The sequence below is a fragment of the Bacillus sp. RO2 genome (assembly GCF_012911845.1).
In the GTDB taxonomy this organism is placed as follows: domain Bacteria; phylum Bacillota; class Bacilli; order Bacillales; family Bacillaceae_I; genus Sutcliffiella_A.
Genome location: NZ_JAAXCU010000057.1, coordinates 150,740 through 168,686, shown reverse-complemented (window position 1 = coordinate 168,686; position 17,947 = coordinate 150,740). Strand labels below are relative to the sequence as shown.

Genomic DNA, 17,947 nt, shown 5'->3' with positions numbered 1-17,947 from the left:
TATGATTGTTATTTTTGGAATAAAAATTCGATTCTATTTTGAATATTATCTTCAAATGCTCGTTTAACAGATAGCTTCTTAGAAAACGTTTTCCTCATTCCTTCGTCCTCTATTAATTTGACAATTGACAAATGGATGTCTTCATCAGCTATTAATCCATTTACTCCATTATCTATTTGTTCTTTTGCACCAGTAAAACCAGTTGTAATAATTGGTTTTTCAAGACATATTGCTTCTGCTAATGTTATACAATATCCTTCATGCCTTGATGGCTGTACATAAATATCACAGTTGAATAAGTAGTTATAAGGGTTTAAACAACTACCGAGGAAAATAAAGGATGATTCCAAATTTAACCTTTTAACTAGATTAGTATATTTATTTATACTTGGACCATCTCCAACACAATACCATTTTACTTTATAACCCATTTTAACTAATTTTGATAATGCATGAATTGCTATATCTATTCCTTTTTCATGTGTAATTCTTCCTACAGTTAATATCCTTAATCCAGTGAACTCATCTGAAAAGGTAGGTCCTGACTTTGCTTGTTCAAGTATATATTCTCTTCTTAATACATTGTAAAAAACAAATGTTTTTTGTTTGATTGAAGGTACTAAATTTACTAATTTTTCTTTTCCTTCTTTTGAAACTACGATTACTTTATCAAATCTTTTTAAGGTTCTTCCATCAGACTTTTTGTTAAAACCTATTTTCGATACATCAAAATGTATCCACTGTATTTTTTGCTTAGCCTTAATTTTTTCTATTACATAATAACTTATGATATCCATTGGTCCGGCAAATGCAACAGCAGTATCATAGTCTTCTGTAAGATTAGGTAAATTTTTTAAAATATACTTCATGTATAAAGATTTGTTGTTAAAAAATTTTAAGATTAAATACACAAAACCAAAATGTATGGAGGATCTGATATGTGTTTTTCTTAATAAATTTAATAAAGATTTTAATGGGGGAGATTGGTATAGCTCTTTTACTTTATGGTAGTTTTTCACGTATTTGACTTCCACATGTTTAGGAATTTGATCTAAAAGCATACCCTGGTTTTCAAGCAACAGTAACGTGATGGAGTATCTTTTTTTAGAAAGTTCATTGATGAAATTTAAGAATGCTTTCTCTGTGCCACCCATATTCATATCTATTAACATAAATAACAGTCTTTTTTTCATGAACCGGTCATTACTTTCTGCATTAAGAATGACTCTAATTTTAAAAAATGTGCCTTTGCTTCCGTTCTTAATGACCTTAGGAGAAGTGAATCAGCTTTGTTATTAAATGATTGTTCTAAAACCTTCTCATTATATTGTAAGTCCAATTCGTTCATATTTAATTTAACATCACAAAAATTAATATCATTTAAAACGTTCGTAGTTTTTTGGCTATATATTATTGGCATCATTCCTATTTTTAGAACCAACCCTAATATATTGGCATGAAATCGGGCAGCAATTAACAAATTTAAAGAAGCTATAAATTTTATAGCTTCTTTTATATTTCCTTGATAATTGTATTCAATGATAGATTTTTTAGCTTTCGGAGTTAACTGTTTTGTTATGTCACTTATTACTTTCATGTCTCCTTCAAACTCACAAAATGAGATTAAACAAACTTCGTATCCATTTTCTGAAAGTTTCTCAATCAAGGAAACAGTGCTAGTAATATAATTATTGTAGTATGATGACATTCCTATTTTATGTCTTACATCAATGATAGAGATCCCAATTTTATTTAAAGATTTACGACTCTCATACTCTAAAGGATTCAACTGAAAAACTATATCTGGAGCATAGCGGACATTCTTTAAATCTTTGAATAAATTATATGAATATTTATCTCGGAAACATATATCATCACAAAGTTTAAATAATCTTCTGTAGTCATTTATAAATGATTGCGTTATAAAAGGTCCAAAATTTGCACCCAGAATGAAAACAGATTTCTTCTTTTCTTTAAATGATTTTACAAGATTCATCCTATCTTTATAAAGATTTGGATGATAGTCTTCCTCTCTGAATATAGCCCCACCAATAAATAATAAACCGTCATATTTTTCTGCTAAATCATTATAGTTAGTAATGGAATCAGTTAATTTAAGTTTCTGACCTATTTTGTTTATTATTGTATATTTTCTCCTTTTTAAATTTTGATAATTTGATATAAATTTGTCATAATTTTTCCCTAAATAATTTATAGTAAATTCGGAATCTGGAAAGTTCTTCACAAGAATGTCTAAAAACAAGTCATCACCTAGATTAAATTGCAAATAGATATCAACGAATATCTTCTTCAACTAATAACACCTCTCTTAATCAGTTTATTTTTTTATGGAACTGAATTATCTGATCTATTTTCAAATTCCGACTACATTTTTCTAAGTTTTTCAATATCTCTGCTTTAAATGGAATATCAACAATATACCGTTCTATTCCTGCAAAAATACTTTCAATTTTGTGTTCTACAATTAAGCCATCTACTTCATGATGTATTATTTCATTAGCAGTTGGGAAGTTAGTACATACTATAGGCTTTTTCAATATTTTGGCTTCATATAACGTTAAGCCAAAGCCTTCCTTGAGGGATGTTTGAACGTATATATCACAATTTTTCATATAAACATAAGGATTTAGTTTTTTCCCAAGAAAAATAAAGTGATTACTTAATTTAGATTCATCTACTATGTTCTGCAATAGATTTCTATCTGGTCCATCTCCCACTACAAACCATTTAAAATTGTGACCAGCATTTTTAAGTAAAAGTGCTACTTTGATCGCTCTGTCGAATCCCTTAACACTTACCAACCTACCAACTGTTAATATATTTATTGTATCTCTTGAAAATTCATTAACTCTGTATTCGGTTGACATTTTTATTATTAATTCTGAATCTACAATATCCATTATTACATCTAATTTTCCCTTGTAATCTTCATAAGTGTTAATAACAGATTTCTTTGTGTTTTCCGAAACTGCGATTATTTCATCAAAGTTCTTGTATGAAATATAATCCAGTTCTTTATTGTACAAAGTGTTTTTATAATCTGTATTAATCCATGCAAGTTTTTTGTAGGAATTAATTTTATGAGATACATAATATGTAGGCATTCCCTGGCTATACGCTATTGCAACATCATACTTTTTCTTTATTGGTGTTAATACTTTCCTTATGGATTTATAAACTACTTGTTCACTATGGAGTGGTGTTTTCTTAAAAAGATTTAACCGTAAGTTTATTGATGTTTTTACCCTGAAGATAAAATTAATAATTCTAGATCGATAGTTATTTTTGTCATTTTTAAAATACTGTGGTGGTTCAAGGATTTTTACATTATTCGGAAGAAAATTCTCCAACTCACCACCTCTTTTAAACATAAGCAAGTCAATTTGGAATTTGGTTTTATCCATATTATTTAGTAAAGAAATTAAACTTTTTTCGGCTCCACCAATATATAGAGAGTCTATAACAAACAATATTTGTTTTTTTCTCATATTTTCACTGTCTTTCTTAAAGGGAATATCAAACCATAAATTTTTTTGGCAATATGTAATTTCAGTCCATATAAAACACATAGTAAAACCAAATCATATTTCATAAAGAAAACGAGCGGTTTATATCTATATAAGGGCGGTTTAAATTCATGTTTATATTTCATGAAATAGTCATTTCTCAAAAGTATATTTATGTTATAAAGAACACTTCTCAAGTTGTTTGAAGTTAGAGTAGCGCACTGTTGCTCGACTATTTTTATGGCTACATCTTGAACTTTCTCCCTAATAATACTCTGAATTAAGTAGTGGTTTTGAAAATTCATTGTTAAAATTTGTTTTATTTTATCCCATACCTTAACATAGTTATTAAGATATGCAGGGGAAATATTTGAGCTTATACTTTCAACATTTAATCGATTATATTCATATAAATATTCATTTATCGAGAGATATGAATCACAATTTTGAACGTATTTAAGAATAAATATAAGATCTTCACACATAAAAATATCGTTATCTAAGAAAATGTTATATTTCTTAACGATGCTTGTTTTAAACAACTTACTCCATAACACTCCACCAGTTCCTTTACATGCCATTTTTATGAAATTTTCTCTTGTGATGTTTTCTAAACCCAAAAAATCATGGGAATTATATGACCCATACACAGAAATATCAACATAGCCACAACAGATTAAATCCGCATTAGAATTTTTGGCACCATTTACTAATAATTCAACATAATTCTTCTTAACTGTATCATCTGAATCAATGAATGCTAGAAAATCACCTTTTGCTTTATTTATTCCATTATTTCTTGCTGCTGAAGGACCTTGATTTTTTTGAATCAAGTAAATGATTCTACTGTCATTCTTAATAAAATGTTGAATAATCTTTTCTGTATTATCATTTGACCCATCATTAACTATTATTAATTCGAAATCTTGAAAAGTTTGTACAAGGATGCTTTCAATACATTTTGAAATGTATTTTTCACAATTATAAGCTGGCAAAATAATGCTAACTTTTGGGTTCATTTTCTTTCACCCTCTATCAATATCTTTAGTTTATTAAACTAAATAATTTTTCCAATTCTGAATTATTCTCAAAATTTCGTAGTTCATTTTGTTTTTGTAAGTTTCTTCTAAAACCATCATCCATGTATAACTTTTCAATACTACTCGCTATTCCCTGAGGGCTATTTTCACATATTAAACCTTCTATATTCTCTTTTAATTGACTTGATGCAGTTGAATAATTTGTTATTATTATTGCTTTTCCTAATACTTGAGCTTCTGTAACGGTGACTGCTTTCCCTTCATATCTAGAGGGCTGAACATAGACATCTGCTGTTTTTAAATAAGGATAAGGGTTTAACTTTTTTCCAAGTAAAATGAAACGGTCTGATAGTTGATATTGTGCTATGAGATCTTTTAGTTTATTTTCATCTCCTCCGTACCCTATAACGTACCAAGCTAAGTCACTGTATCCCTTTTTAACTAGTATCTCTAATGCTTTAATAGCATTATCTATTCCTTTAGCATGAGATAACCTAGCAATTGTAATTATCTTAAATCTGCTATCTTTTACTAGTGGATTTTCGACTGTTTCTTTAGACATTGTTTTTATTAATTCTGTGGACATGATATTTTCCATAACTATAATTTTATTCCCAATACCCGGATATTTATTTACTATAGAATTCCTACATGCTTCTGATACTGCAAAGATTAAATCGAATTTAAACCAAATATTAATATCCAACTTTTCATTTGTTTTAATTGAAGAATAATCCGTATGAATCCACGCAATCTTCTTTTTTGCCTTGACCTTTTCTGCCACAAAGTCATGTGGCCATAGATAGCTAATTGCTAAATCATACTCTTTTTCAACTTCTGGTAGAAATGGCATTGCGTATTTCCACATTAATTGCATTTGATAGTAGCCTGGCTCAGAGTAGCGCTTTATTTTGCCGATTAGATCTGCCTGTAATTTGGCTAAAATTCTTGTAGTAGCAATTGCATAGTTTTTTTCTTTTAATAACGTGCCAATTGATTTACGAAAGGTAGCATATTGAGGGACTTCTTTTAATAAGTTAACTTTCTTTGTAAGCATGGGCATGAAATCACCTTGGTGTCTATAAAGCATTACATCTACATTATAGTTTTCATAATCAAAATGCTCTAACATGCTTATTAAGCTTCTTTCTACTCCTCCTATTTCTAGGTCAAAGGAAGCTATTAGTATATTTTTCATAGAAACCTCCTACTTATGGGCAAAGATCCTTCTAATCTTTGCTATGTTGTGTCCGCCAATTATAAATGCTGAGGTAGCCTTAATTTTTCCTTTGAGTTTGGCATCCCAAGGAAGCCAGCTTTTATGATAATGGTGCATAGCATAGGTGTCATCTGTAGTAAGATTGATACAATTAATATAGTCATATGGAGAGAGATAGGTTTGAGGATAGACAGTTCCCACATTTTGGATGGTTTGATATTTGCCGTTTCTAACTAATCCTAAATCTTGTAGCATATGAGTCACCATCGCAACATTAGTTAGGTCGTTCAGACTGCCATCATTATTAATGAAGGATCTATTCATATAAAGATCGAGAAATTCTTTAATCAGTTTATTTCTTGGTTTTGCACCAATAGTACTTGTAGCAATGTAGTTTTCTTGTTCAAATCCCCAGAAGGACTCATTTTTTAACAAGTCATCAAATGGTTTGAATACTTCCACATCTGTATCAAGATAGATGCCACCGTATTCATACAGAACTTTAACTCGAACATAATCACTTACAAAAGCAAATTTACCAGCTTTGTATGCTTCATTAGCATATTTATTTTTCTGTACTTTACTATTAGTTTCATTCCATTCAATGAATTGATAATCCTTAAGGTGCTTTTTCCAGCTCTCTATACATTTCTTAACGATTGCTGGTTTATCTTTTCCTCCAAACCAACAATAGTGTATGATTTTCGGTATATTTTGATGGCTCATTTACCTTCACCCTTCCTTGACCAGCATTTCATTTGTGCACTGCTTAATACAGCTTATTATTCGATTTTGGTCTTCGAGTGTTAGATTTGATCCTGAAGGTAAACAAATGCCTTTTTCAAAAAGACTAGCTGCAATATCCTCCGTTTCACTATGACGGAAATACTTGCAATTCCGAAATAAAGGTTGTAGATGTAAAGGCTTCCATACAGGTCTCGCTTCAATATTCTCTTTTGCTAGTGCTTCCATTATTTCTTTGGCACTAATACCTGCCTCTATTTCATTTACTAAAAGTGCCGTCAACCATCTATTTGATGTTGTCTCCGTTAATTCCGGCATAAATTCAATTCCACTTACTACGTTTAAATCTGTAGAGTAACGATTAAAAATATCCCTTCTCGCTTGAACTCGTTCTTCCAAAACCTCTAATTGACCTCTACCGATTCCAGCAAGAATATTACTTAATCGATAATTATATCCAAGCTGACTATGTTGATAATGCATCGCTTGGTCTCTTGCTTGAGTTGCCAAAAATCTAGCTTTTTCTGAGAGAGTTTTATCATTAGTGACGAGCATACCGCCACCTGAGGTAGTAATAATTTTATTACCGTTAAAGGAAAAAATGCCAAAGAGACCAAATGTTCCACTTGGTCGTCCTTTATATATTGATCCTAAAGATTCTGCAGCATCTTCTATTAAAGGAACATCATATAGATTACACAACTCTAATATTTCTTCCATTTTTGCACTCTGGCCGTAAAGATTAACAACAATAACTGCTTTGGGTAATTTACCATTAATAAATGCATCCTGAAATGCTCGTTGTAGTGCCTTTGGTGACATATTCCAAGTATCCGGCTCAGAATCAATAAAAACTGGCTCAGCTCCTTGATATAGAATAGGATTTGCACTTGCTACAAAGGTTAAAGTGGAACAAAAAACAGTATCACCTTTTTCGACTCCTAATAAAGAAAGAGCCAAATGAATGGCTGCAGTTCCAGAACTTACTGCTACAGCTTCATTGACTCCTATTTTTTGGGCTATTTCCTTTTCAAAAGCATCCACATTTGGTCCAAGGGGGGCAATCCAATTAGTTTGAAATGCTTCTGATATATATTTCATTTCATTTCCACTCATATGAGGGGGGGACAAATAAATTCTTTTATTGGATGTTGATTGCAACAACCTCATCACCTTCTTTCGATTTAATTTTTGCTGGGACACCTACTGCGGTAGAAAATGCGGGTATATGATTTATTACTGTTGCTCCCGCTCCGATCGTGGACCATTTTCCAATGCTTATGTTAGGAATGATATTAGCACCTGCACCAACATGTACCCCTTCTTCAATATGAACAGTGCCTGTTAAGGTTGCATTGGGGGAAATATGTGCAAAATTTTCTATGATATTATCATGCTCTACTATCGCACTAGTATTTATTATGGTATGTGCTCCTATTGTTGCATCCGTGTTAACAACTGCATTAGCAAGTATTACTGATCCCACTCCAATTGTGGCGGAGGCACTTATTATTGCTTTAGGATGGATTACTGTAATATATTGTGTATCTTTCAATCCCAGTTTTTCTACAATCTTCTTTCTCACTTTGTTATTTCCAATTGCTATAACAAATTTGATATTGGGCTCTTTTATTAATAGTTCTTTGTTTGACCGAATGGGACCATAGTATAATTCATTTTTGAAAACAAGTTCATGAAAGTTATCATCTAAATAACCAATGATCTTCATGTTGCCTTGAAATGTAATGGCCTCAGTAACAACTTTGCTATGTCCTCCTTGCCCTACAATAACGACCTTAATCATCCATGACCACCACCCACTCTTGATTTTACTTTCGAGAAAGGTTGAATCGTTGCATAACCTGGTTGTGATATCCCTTCCTTTTTAATCACTTTTATCACCGTTAAAAAAATGATCTTTAAATCAAGAAAGAAGGAATAGTTGTAGACATACCAAACATCTAAATCAAACTTTTCCTCCCACGAAATAGCATTTCTTCCATTCACTTGTGCCCACCCTGTAATACCTGGCTTTACCAGATGCCGCTTAAATTGCTCTTTACTATAGAGTGGTAAATACTCCATTAAAAGGGGTCTAGGGCCAACAATACTAAGTTCTCCTTTTAATACATTTATAAATTGAGGGATTTCATCCAGACTATACCTTCTTAAAAATAATCCAAATGAAGTTAATCTCATTTCATCCGAAAGAAACCTTCCATTCTTATCTATACTATTTGTCATGGTTCTAAATTTATAAAGGATAAATGGTTTACCTTTCAGGCCCGGTCTTTTCTGTTTAAATAGGATTGGGGAACCCAGTTTAATCCTTATTAGAATAGAAAGAACTATATATATTGGGGAAAGTAAGGATAATACGAGTAATGAGACTATGATATCTAAAGTTCTTTTCATTTGCTTGCCCCCCTTTTTTATAGTTGCCTATTCTCTATTATTAGTAATGTTTAGAAATTCAAGTTTTATATCTTCAATCATTTCAAGAACACTGATGTCTTTTGATTCCTGCCCTTTCTTATAGATAGAAAGTAGTATGTTTTGTAGTTTCTCTTGTGTACATTTATCTGCTATAGACATAGTGTAGCTCCTTATAAATAATTGCTTTTGTATAAGATATTTAATGAGATGACATGCTCATAATAAAAGTAAGCTAAGTAGAAAATGAAGATTCCATAATAGAGAAATTTTTGATCCCTTTCTTTCACCAACTTTACTATCCAGGTAATTAAGATTAGATTGTATAATCCAAAATAAATTGTAAACCTTGCAAAAATCCAGTTCTGGGAAGCAATGATCATGAAGATCAGATTCAAGATACATAGATTTACAATATAATCACTATTAGGAAAGATGTTTCTAAGCTTTTCTCTTCCTAAATACGCGATAAACAATGGCGCAGCATATACCACCACTCTTAGGATACTGGCGCCACCTTCTGAGAATTCGCTATAATGTCCATATTGGGTATTTTCCAAAGCACTAAATAATATGCTTGAAAATTGGTTATATCCAACAACCACAATCATAGCAAGGACTAACAAAGTAAATGTAGACTTGGTCCATGCTTTTCTTCTAACCAAAAAATAGATAGGAATAAGTATGAGTGCACTTTGATGAAAGGTGGAAGCGAGTAAGACCATCACAATGAATTTTATCCAACTTCCATCCATAACGTATTTTGTAGCGGCAAAGATAATAGCTGCAGCAAGGAATTGTCTTATTCCATTCATAGAGACTAAAAATAAGCCGCTTGTGATGTAAACAAAGAGGCTAAGTTCTATCAATCTAGAGTACTTGTAAATGACCATCACAATTAGCAAATTTGTTATCAATGCTGTTACTAATATTAAAATCTGCGGATCTTCTGACAAGTATTTTAGTAACATTTGTAGAAGACCAAATCCTATATCCTTTTCACTTAATACGAACTCCCATGTGAAATCCTGTACTTCAAAAGCATGTCGATAAAAAAAGGTATCCCCTATATTTGTTCGTAAGCCTGATACTAAGACGAGTGTTATCATTGCCAACATTGTTAAATATCTATTCGGTTTAACTTCTATTGGCGAATTCAGGGAAGTGGCCATAGCAGGTGTGGAAAAGTACCTAGCTATCCAAGACAATGAAAAAACAGTAACAAGGTTTAAATAAAGTACAGTCATCTTCTCATTATTCCTTTCATGAACAGCACACTAAGCAACCTTTGTTTTTGTGATGATGTATAAATAGAGCAAATATCCAAATGGGATAACCATGGTTGTAACAGCCTTATTAGGAGCATCTGATATAAACCCACGGTTATTCATCATTAAACTGCTGGATACATAATGCACAGCTTGCCTAACTTTGAACTTAAAGCTTACGAATGGGAGTTTCATCAATTCTTTTCGATAAAATGCAAACCCTTTTGGATTATGACGATATTGCTTTAACATATTGACTGAAGATCCATCTGGTAGATATTCGACAACACATAATGCCTCATTCATGATTAGTAGTTCGTAGTCTTGATCCAGCTTATAATATTTGTAAGCCAGCCCTACATATTTTTCGCCAGTAAAAATGGGATAGGGATATCTTTTTGTTAATTCAGTCCTGTATACGAGTTTTTTATCACCTTTTACCCCGTGCTTATTGTATAGATTAAAAAGTGTGGATGTTTTGTATTCTTTAGGTAATGCGGTGCCAATAATTTGACCATTTGTAAAAAGATCCAAGCCCACAATTCCACTTACTTTCTTGCTACCATGTTCTTTCCAAAAAGTCACTATTTTCTCTACGGCATCCATTGGCATGTAGTCATCCGAATCAATGCAAACATTTAATTCGGTTGTGATATGCTCATAGGCAGTGTTGTGGGCACCGTGCATCCCTTGATTTTCCTGCCAAATATACTCAATTTCAATCTTATTTTCGTTTCTCCATCTATCAACTAACTCTTTTGTTCCATCGGTTGAGCCATCATCAATAATTAACCATCTGAAATTATTAATGGTCTGATTTGTTAAACTCTCATAACATCTTCCAAGACAATAGCCTCTATTGTATGTTGGTGTAAATACTGTTAGTAACTTCATTACCTGACCACCTTTATATTGCCGAGTAAAAACCTTCTGTCCAAGATGCTGTATTTTTTATGTTGTAGCCCTTGTCATCTAATGTCTTTGAAGAGTCTATTACTCGGTCAGTTGAAATGCTCATTTTAGCTGATATGGCTTCCACCCATTGATCATGTTTTTTTATTGGAAGATACTCTACTAAACCTAACCCCATATCAACCTCTTCTGTAATAACTTCTGATATCAGACATGGAACACCGGCACTCTGGGCTTCAATTAATGTAACAGGTAAACCTTCATGTAAAGATGGAAATGCAAATAAATCCATCCCTTGAAGCAAGTCGGGAATATCACTTCTTACCCCTGCAAAAACTATTTTTTCTTCTAACTTTAGTCGTTTTACCTTTTTTCTAAGTTGTTCCTGAAGAACGCCGTCTCCCACCAGTAAGAGATGCGCCCTCTTATTCACTTTGGATATTTTTGAAAAAACATCCAACAAAAAGTTGTGGTTTTTTTGTTCATTGAATCTTCCTATATGTCCTATTAAGAAATCGGATTCTTTTATTCCGAATTCTTCCCTTATCCGTTTTCTATTTGAAGATGAAAACTTAAATTTCTCTGGTTCAATTCCGTTTTTGAGAATTTGTGCTTGATGAATGTTATTTTTAAAGAGCCATTTCGCTGCTTTATCTGAACATGCCATGTAGTGGGTTGCAAATTTTAAAATGTCTTTTCCTACATACCATTTGTAAAGTTTGGCTATTGAGTTCCCCTCACTACTTGTGTTGTGACTATGCGCTATTCTAGTAGGTACATTATGTTCTCTAGCTACTTTTAATACCAAACCACTCATTTTATCCATGTGAGAGTGGACAATTTTATATTCTAAGTTGGATGAAAAAAAACGGTTGAGCGCTCTAGTATATCCCAAATGTCCAATGTCTGTAATGTAAGGAATTCTGTGTACTTTTCCTCCTAGGCTTTGAATCTCTTTATCAAAAACGCCTTCTTTAGAGGTAAGAAAGTCAAATTGTATTTTTGACCTGTCTATATTTCTGTACAGATTCATCAGAAGAGTCTCCGCTCCGCCCCGATTCATATTCACTACGGCGTGAAGCACTCTTATCGGGCTTCCCATAGAACACCCTCCTGTTCTGGCATATACTTTTTGTAGATCTCGGTAAGTTGAAAATGTACCGTTTCTTCATTAAATTTGTTTTGAATTAGCTTTCTTCCGTTCAGGCCAAAGATTTTTCTCTGTTCGGTGTTTGTATAGAGGTACTTCCATGCAACTGAAAACTCGTTGCTACAGTTTTCTTTTAACAAAAACCCATTATACTCCTCAAAAACTAACTCCCTGTGCCCCCGATTGTCGCTTGCAACTATTGGTAACCCACAGGCCATGGCTTCCATGATGTTAACTGGGAGGCCTTCGCGGAAACTCGACGCCACAGCGACGTCACAGGCGGGAAGGATGTGGTGGATGTCTTTTCTGAAGCCGAGGAAATCTACTTGTGAAGAAACTCCAAGTTTTTCGGCGAGTTTCTTGGACTCCTCCTGTTTGATCCCCTCTCCTGCAAGCAAAAGACGAGCTTTCGGAAGCTCGTCTTTTAAGGACGCTATGGCATTTATGAGTACTTTTTGGTTTTTATTTTTGTTAAATTCAGCTGCATAGAAAAGGATAAAATCATCTTGTTTAAAGCCTAGTTTTAGGCGAAGTTCTTTTTTCTGTTTATCCGTTACTGGTTGGAAGCGGGTTGTGTCTACTCCGACACCGTTCACCAGTTCTATATGAGACGAACGGAAGCGGTGGTCCACTGCCAGTGTGTAGTCTTCACGGTTTATCGTAATCAGACAGTCCGTATATGCGGCAAGCTGCTTTTCTATTGGATAGTATAAAAGCCAGTTTATGTATGGTGCACCTTTGCAGAAGTGAAAACCGTGTGCGGTGTAGATAACTTTTGTGCCATTTTTTCTGGCTTCTTTGGCTGCAAGCCGTGTTAACACGCCGCCGAGTGGAGTGTGACAGTGAATGATTTCAAACTGGTTTTGGTTGATAATGGCTTTTAATTCCTGATAGGCTTTCTTGTTGTCCTTACGGAACGGAGAGCGGTGGATGGGAATGACATGTTGTTTATCTGTAAAAGGTAATTCCATGTTTCCTGCAGCGGCAACATGGACTTCCCAACCTTGTTCTTTGAACCATTTCATTATAGGCAAGTGGAACGCTTTAAAATGGTAGTCAACTGTGGCACAAAAGAGAATTTTTTTTGTCAATGTTATCCCCCTATCAGGATATTATTTAATGGTTTCCCGGTTCATCACCTTTGATAGGAAATCCAATAGTGGATATTTCAATTCATCGTGCTGTAGGGCAAATTCGATGGTTGTTTCAATAAATCCGAGTTTTTCACCGACGTCATAGCGTTTTCCCTCGAACTCATAGGCATATACTGCTTCAAATTGATTAAGCGTGGCGATGGCATCTGTAAGCTGAATTTCCCCTCCGGCTCCTGGAGTCTGGTTTTGAAGAATGTCGAATATCCTCGGTGTTAAAATATAGCGTCCCATTATAGCTATGTTGGAAGGAGCTTCATCCATCGCAGGCTTTTCAACAAGGGCATTAATGGTATAAAGTTGTTTACTTATTTCTTTTCCATCGACAATTCCGTATCTGGAAACTTCGTCAGGATTCACACTCTGGACACCCAACATGCTAGAACGGAAGCGGTCAAATTGAACGATCATTTGTTTAAGACACGGTGTCTCAGACTGAACAATGTCATCACCTAACAGGACGGCAAAAGGCTCATTCCCTATAAACTTTCTAGCGCACCAGATGGCATGACCCAGTCCTTTTGGTTCTTTTTGACGGATATAATGAATATCCACATTGGATGGTTTCTGCACTTCATTTAGGAGTTCCACCTTTCCTTTGCTTAGTAAGTTCTGCTCCAATTCAAACGAGTTATCGAAATGATCCTCAATTGCGCGTTTACCTTTACCTGTCACAATGAGAATATCTTCTATACCTGCATTGATAGCCTCTTCCACGATGTATTGAATGGTAGGTTTGTCGACAATCGGCAGCATTTCCTTTGGCATGGCTTTTGTAGCTGGGAGAAACCTTGTTCCTAGACCCGCAGCTGGAATAATTGCCTTTCTTACTTTCATGTGTTTCACCCCTCCTTATCCTGTAACGGTTAGCATCACTTTTGGCTTTTCTGTGTGCTCTTCCATCGCTTTTCTGTTGGCTAGTTGCAGTAACATTTCTCTAAGGTCTTCATTACTGTACGCTTCTAAATTTTGCAGTAATTCTTCTATCTCATTCATATACAATTGTGATGTTTTTCCGATGTGTATTTTTGGATAGATCTGTTTTTCCTGAATTTCGTTATCGTTCAGCAATTCTTCAAACAGCTTTTCGCCTGGTCGTACCCCTGAATATTCGATGCCTATGTCTTCTACAGAATAGCCGGATAGTTTTATCAGGTTCTTTGCAAGATCCAGTATTTTAACTGGATCACCCATATCCAATACGAAAATTTCTCCTCCACGGGCGAGACTTCCAGCCTGAATGACAAGTCTTGACGCCTCTGGGATGGTCATGAAATATCGGATCATATCAGGATGGGTAACAGTGACCGGTCCACCTACCATTATTTGCTTTTTAAATCGTGGGATGACGCTTCCCCTGCTTCCCAGAACATTGCCAAAACGAACGGCAATGAATTTGGTGGTACTCTTTTTATCTAAATCTTGAATGATCATTTCCGCTAATCTTTTGGTAGATCCCATTACGCTTGTAGGATTTACGGCTTTGTCGGAGGAGATCATGACAAAGGTATGAACGTTATTCCAATTGGCTGCAAGTGCTACATTTTTTGTACCGATAATATTGTTTTTTACTGCTTCTTCAGGATTTCGTTCCATCAGTGGAACGTGTTTATGGGCAGCTGCATGGTAGACGATATATGGCTGATGCTTCTCCATAATTGTTCCCATTTTCTTGCCATCCTGGATGTCTGCTATTTCTGTCACAAATTCAATGGTGGTTTCCTTGAACGTTTCTTTCAATTCCATCTCTATCGAGTAAATACTATTTTCTCCATGACCAAGTAATACTAATTTGGAAGGATGAAAGGAGGATACTTGCCTGCATATTTCCGAGCCGATGGAACCTCCAGCTCCTGTTACCAGAACCACTCTATCTGTGATGGTTTCTGAAATACTATTAATATCCAACTCTACCGGCGCTCTTCCAAGCAGGTCTTCCACCTGCACGTCTCGGAAATGATTGACAGAAACTTTACCAGTCATTAGATCCTCCAGCATAGGAAGGGTTTGCGTTTTAACTTTTGTTTTCCCGCATTCCAGAAAGATTTGGTTCAGTTCTTTTTGATGTAGGGATGGAATGGCGATTACGATATGCTCTATTTCAAGTTCTTTGACGGCTCTGACGATACTCTCACGCCCACCAATAACGGGAACGCCAAGAATGTCCAATTTATTCTTTTTATTGTCATCATCAATAAAAGCGATTGGGTGCAAATCTGACTTCGGGTTGTTCAATAGCTGCCTTGCTACCATTCTTCCCGCTGCCCCTGCGCCAATAATTAATGTCCGTTTGACTATTCCTCTTTTAAGTAATACATTATCCCTCCACAGTCTCCAACCGAACCTTGATCCTCCTATACAAACCAGGTAGATGAACCAGGTTGTAAGAAGCATGCGGATTTCTAAACCATTGCCCAAGAAAAATTGGATAGGTACTGCAAGGAGTATGCTGATACTTACAATTTTAATAATTATGTATAATTCCCCTACACTCGCATACTCCCACGCTTTTCGATACAGTTTGTATCTATGTGATACTATGGTATGGATAAGGACCAGGCTCATAATGATTGATGTCAATATTTGACCGTTTTCCCCATCGAAACTGCCTTTTGCTAAATAGTTACTTAGAAATAATGCGGCTACCAATAAAGTGATGTCTGCTGCCAATAAGGTGAACACTCTTAATATACCTGCCAACACTAGTCCTCCTCTCTTTCATTTTTTGAATTGCTTAAGGATGAAGTAATCAAGATCACTTCATTCCTAAGAAATTCAATGAAAAATTGGGCATTCAACCCACCCTCACACCACACTAACGACAACTTGTGTCTAAGGTTTTCACCCACAGCATGATCGAGTGCCTCCATTGATAACGGCAAGGAGACATCGCCTATATAAAGAATATATTATTCTCAATAAAGAACGTTGTAATTAAAAAAATTTGCTCATCAGTCCTTTGGGTTTTGCGTTCAACACTACTCCCAATAAGTTGGCCTTGGCAATTTCTAGTGCTTTCTTTGCCTCTAGGGCTTTGGCATTTTCCGTCTTGCCATCTTTCACTACCATGATGACCCCGTCACATTTGCTTGCGAATATGCGTGTATCATTTCCTTGAAGTGCGGGAGCCGAGTCGACCAGGATATAATCAAAGCTTTTCGATAGCTTTGCGAGCATTTCATCAAGAGTAGTAGATTTAAAGACTTTTTCTGTACTATATGGTATTGGCCCAGCGGTCAACACTTTTAATCTACCGATATTCGTTTGGTTGATGGATTCATCCACTGTCTTTTGCCCTGTCAGAACATTAGTCAGGCCGACGGTGTTTTTTATTTTAAACACTTTATGCAAGGTGGGCTTTTTTATGTCCGTATCAATGAGAAGAACATTCTGGCCGTTTTCAGCCAATGCTGCTCCGAGGTGAGTGACAATGGTCGTTTTTCCTTCTTTATAGCTCGGAGATGTGAAGATGATTATTTTACTATTATTTTCAAAGGAAGAAAATTCGACGTTCAATCTAATTCTCTCAATTTCTTCAATCAATGATTGAGGTGTCTGCTTGTTCCTGCGGAAGATACTTTTTTCAGCCAATTTTAGATTCACTTACGTCACCTCTCACATAGGCTTCCACCTTTTTCTCTTTGTTGGCAGTCAATGTTTTCTTCTTATATTTTGAGACAGTACCCAGAACAGGTATTTCAAGTAGGTTTTCTATATCTCTTTCGGATCTAATTTTGTTATCAATACTGTCCATCAAGAAAACAAACCCGACTCCAATGATGCATCCCAATACCATTCCGAACATTATCAGCCTATTGGATTCAGGGTTGATAGGTGGCTGATTTTCCTTGACCACTGCAGGGTACAAGATTTCAATAGAATTGAAATTCAGAGTACTTGCTACCTGTTCCTTGAAGATTTTTGCGGTGGTGTTTGCTATTTCGGCTGATCGGTAGGGGTCGGAATCTATGGCATAAATTTTCACTATTTGTGATTCCTGTACCGTCTGCACACTAATTTGATTGGCCAATCCTTCCATCGAGCTTTCCAGTTCCAGTTCATCTATCACTGCTTCCATGACTGGTGGTTCCTTTATAAAAACCTCCAAAGTATTAATGATGCTTGCACTATCTTGAATAAGCAGACTGGCTGAAGTTTGGAAGAGGGGCGTCGGTTTTGTAAAATTATTATAAACAGCAGAAGCTCCTGTTGTAATCATTACAAACAGTATTATAATCCAAGATTTCTTTATAAGTAGTTTAATTATCTTTCCGATTTCAATTTCTTTATTACCATGTGAATCCATGTCTACCCCTACTTTCTTGTTTTGAACAGTAGTGCTGTATTAAGAACGCCAAGTGTAAAATTTTTTTGATGGCTATATAACGGATTATAGTTCATTATATAGAACGTGTCAACGAACAAGTTCAATTTTATGGAATTTTTATATCGTTGTGTCGAAAGTGCTTTTTACAAGTCTTATTTTTAATTGTTTCTTTCCCG

Annotated in this window: 18 protein-coding genes; all 18 read right to left on the bottom strand. The window is 34.8% G+C overall.

Going from position 1 to position 17,947, the window contains the following annotated elements; translation table 11 throughout:
- Positions 1 to 8: 8 nt before the first annotated feature.
- On the bottom strand, positions 9 to 1,172 hold the full coding sequence (locus HF078_RS19655) for a glycosyltransferase (RefSeq protein WP_240951799.1): 1,164 nt from the start codon (positions 1,170 to 1,172) through the stop codon (positions 9 to 11).
- A 17-nt stretch (positions 1,173 to 1,189) separates the two neighbouring features.
- Positions 1,190 to 2,314 carry a polysaccharide pyruvyl transferase family protein gene (locus HF078_RS19650; RefSeq protein WP_169292669.1) on the bottom strand — a complete coding sequence of 375 codons (1,125 nt, stop codon included), beginning with the start codon at positions 2,312 to 2,314 and terminating at the stop codon, positions 1,190 to 1,192.
- A gap of 19 nt (positions 2,315 to 2,333) precedes the next feature.
- Positions 2,334 to 3,509, bottom strand: a complete 1,176-nt coding sequence (locus HF078_RS19645; protein WP_169292668.1) for a glycosyltransferase — start codon at positions 3,507 to 3,509, stop codon at positions 2,334 to 2,336.
- A complete protein-coding gene (locus HF078_RS19640; protein WP_169292667.1) occupies positions 3,506 to 4,546 on the bottom strand; it encodes a glycosyltransferase family 2 protein in 1,041 nt (346 codons plus the stop codon). Before HF078_RS19640 ends, HF078_RS19645 begins: the two co-directional genes overlap by 4 nt.
- 25 nt (positions 4,547 to 4,571) lie before the next feature.
- The gene (locus HF078_RS19635; protein WP_169292666.1) at positions 4,572 to 5,765 is read right to left on the bottom strand and encodes a glycosyltransferase; all 1,194 of its coding nucleotides are present in this window, start codon (positions 5,763 to 5,765) and stop codon (positions 4,572 to 4,574) included.
- 9 nt (positions 5,766 to 5,774) lie between these two features.
- A complete protein-coding gene (locus tag HF078_RS19630) occupies positions 5,775 to 6,512 on the bottom strand; it encodes a glycosyltransferase family 32 protein (protein WP_169292665.1) in 738 nt (245 codons plus the stop codon).
- Between the two features lie 6 nt (positions 6,513 to 6,518).
- Positions 6,519 to 7,646, bottom strand: a complete 1,128-nt coding sequence (locus tag HF078_RS19625) for a DegT/DnrJ/EryC1/StrS family aminotransferase (RefSeq protein ID WP_481748035.1) — start codon at positions 7,644 to 7,646, stop codon at positions 6,519 to 6,521.
- Between the two features lie 25 nt (positions 7,647 to 7,671).
- A complete protein-coding gene (locus tag HF078_RS19620) occupies positions 7,672 to 8,331 on the bottom strand; it encodes an acetyltransferase (protein WP_346775386.1) in 660 nt (219 codons plus the stop codon).
- Positions 8,331 to 8,945 carry a sugar transferase gene (locus tag HF078_RS19615; RefSeq protein ID WP_169292662.1) on the bottom strand — a complete coding sequence of 205 codons (615 nt, stop codon included), beginning with the start codon at positions 8,943 to 8,945 and terminating at the stop codon, positions 8,331 to 8,333. Before HF078_RS19615 ends, HF078_RS19620 begins: the two co-directional genes overlap by 1 nt.
- Positions 8,946 to 8,972: 27 nt before the next feature.
- Complete coding sequence (locus HF078_RS19610; RefSeq protein WP_169292661.1) at positions 8,973 to 9,125, bottom strand: YwzD family small protein; 153 nt, start codon at positions 9,123 to 9,125, stop codon at positions 8,973 to 8,975.
- A gap of 11 nt (positions 9,126 to 9,136) precedes the next feature.
- Entirely contained in the window at positions 9,137 to 10,210 is a 1,074-nt protein-coding gene (locus HF078_RS19605) for an EpsG family protein (RefSeq protein ID WP_169292660.1), read from the bottom strand.
- 30 nt (positions 10,211 to 10,240) lie between these two features.
- Positions 10,241 to 11,125: a glycosyltransferase family 2 protein gene (locus HF078_RS19600; protein WP_169292659.1), complete on the bottom strand. Its 885-nt coding sequence runs from the start codon at positions 11,123 to 11,125 to the stop codon at positions 10,241 to 10,243.
- Between the two features lie 13 nt (positions 11,126 to 11,138).
- Positions 11,139 to 12,245, bottom strand: a complete 1,107-nt coding sequence (locus tag HF078_RS19595; protein ID WP_169292658.1) for a glycosyltransferase family 1 protein — start codon at positions 12,243 to 12,245, stop codon at positions 11,139 to 11,141.
- On the bottom strand, positions 12,230 to 13,384 hold the full coding sequence (locus HF078_RS19590; RefSeq protein WP_169292657.1) for a glycosyltransferase family 4 protein: 1,155 nt from the start codon (positions 13,382 to 13,384) through the stop codon (positions 12,230 to 12,232). The genes HF078_RS19595 and HF078_RS19590 overlap by 16 nt, the downstream gene beginning before the upstream one ends.
- 21 nt (positions 13,385 to 13,405) lie before the next feature.
- Entirely contained in the window at positions 13,406 to 14,281 is an 876-nt protein-coding gene (gene galU / locus HF078_RS19585) for a UTP--glucose-1-phosphate uridylyltransferase GalU (RefSeq protein ID WP_169292656.1), read from the bottom strand.
- Positions 14,282 to 14,296: 15 nt separating this feature from the next.
- Positions 14,297 to 16,144 carry a polysaccharide biosynthesis protein gene (locus HF078_RS19580; protein ID WP_240951798.1) on the bottom strand — a complete coding sequence of 616 codons (1,848 nt, stop codon included), beginning with the start codon at positions 16,142 to 16,144 and terminating at the stop codon, positions 14,297 to 14,299.
- A gap of 234 nt (positions 16,145 to 16,378) precedes the next feature.
- The gene (locus HF078_RS19575) at positions 16,379 to 17,047 is read right to left on the bottom strand and encodes a polysaccharide biosynthesis tyrosine autokinase (protein ID WP_169292655.1); all 669 of its coding nucleotides are present in this window, start codon (positions 17,045 to 17,047) and stop codon (positions 16,379 to 16,381) included.
- Positions 17,028 to 17,750, bottom strand: coding sequence for a YveK family protein (locus tag HF078_RS19570; RefSeq protein ID WP_169292654.1), 723 nt, complete (start codon positions 17,748 to 17,750; stop codon positions 17,028 to 17,030). Before HF078_RS19570 ends, HF078_RS19575 begins: the two co-directional genes overlap by 20 nt.
- Positions 17,751 to 17,947: the final 197 nt, after the last annotated feature.

What these genes read in the sequence shown, in the direction of transcription:
- HF078_RS19655 (WP_240951799.1), bottom strand. Translation starts at nt 1,172, where the DNA reads ATGTTAATAGATATGAATATGGGTGGCACAGAGAAAGCATTCTTAAAT.
- HF078_RS19645 (WP_169292668.1), bottom strand. Translation starts at nt 3,509, where the DNA reads ATGAGAAAAAAACAAATATTGTTTGTTATAGACTCTCTATATATTGGT.
- HF078_RS19640 (WP_169292667.1), bottom strand. Translation starts at nt 4,546, where the DNA reads ATGAACCCAAAAGTTAGCATTATTTTGCCAGCTTATAATTGTGAAAAA.
- HF078_RS19635 (WP_169292666.1), bottom strand. Translation starts at nt 5,765, where the DNA reads ATGAAAAATATACTAATAGCTTCCTTTGACCTAGAAATAGGAGGAGTA.
- HF078_RS19630 (WP_169292665.1), bottom strand. Translation starts at nt 6,512, where the DNA reads ATGAGCCATCAAAATATACCGAAAATCATACACTATTGTTGGTTTGGA.
- HF078_RS19625 (WP_481748035.1), bottom strand. Translation starts at nt 7,646, where the DNA reads ATGAGTGGAAATGAAATGAAATATATATCAGAAGCATTTCAAACTAAT.
- HF078_RS19615 (WP_169292662.1), bottom strand. Translation starts at nt 8,945, where the DNA reads ATGAAAAGAACTTTAGATATCATAGTCTCATTACTCGTATTATCCTTA.
- HF078_RS19610 (WP_169292661.1), bottom strand. Translation starts at nt 9,125, where the DNA reads ATGTCTATAGCAGATAAATGTACACAAGAGAAACTACAAAACATACTA.
- HF078_RS19605 (WP_169292660.1), bottom strand. Translation starts at nt 10,210, where the DNA reads ATGACTGTACTTTATTTAAACCTTGTTACTGTTTTTTCATTGTCTTGG.
- HF078_RS19600 (WP_169292659.1), bottom strand. Translation starts at nt 11,125, where the DNA reads ATGAAGTTACTAACAGTATTTACACCAACATACAATAGAGGCTATTGT.
- HF078_RS19595 (WP_169292658.1), bottom strand. Translation starts at nt 12,245, where the DNA reads ATGGGAAGCCCGATAAGAGTGCTTCACGCCGTAGTGAATATGAATCGG.
- galU (WP_169292656.1), bottom strand. Translation starts at nt 14,281, where the DNA reads ATGAAAGTAAGAAAGGCAATTATTCCAGCTGCGGGTCTAGGAACAAGG.
- HF078_RS19570 (WP_169292654.1), bottom strand. Translation starts at nt 17,750, where the DNA reads ATGGATTCACATGGTAATAAAGAAATTGAAATCGGAAAGATAATTAAA.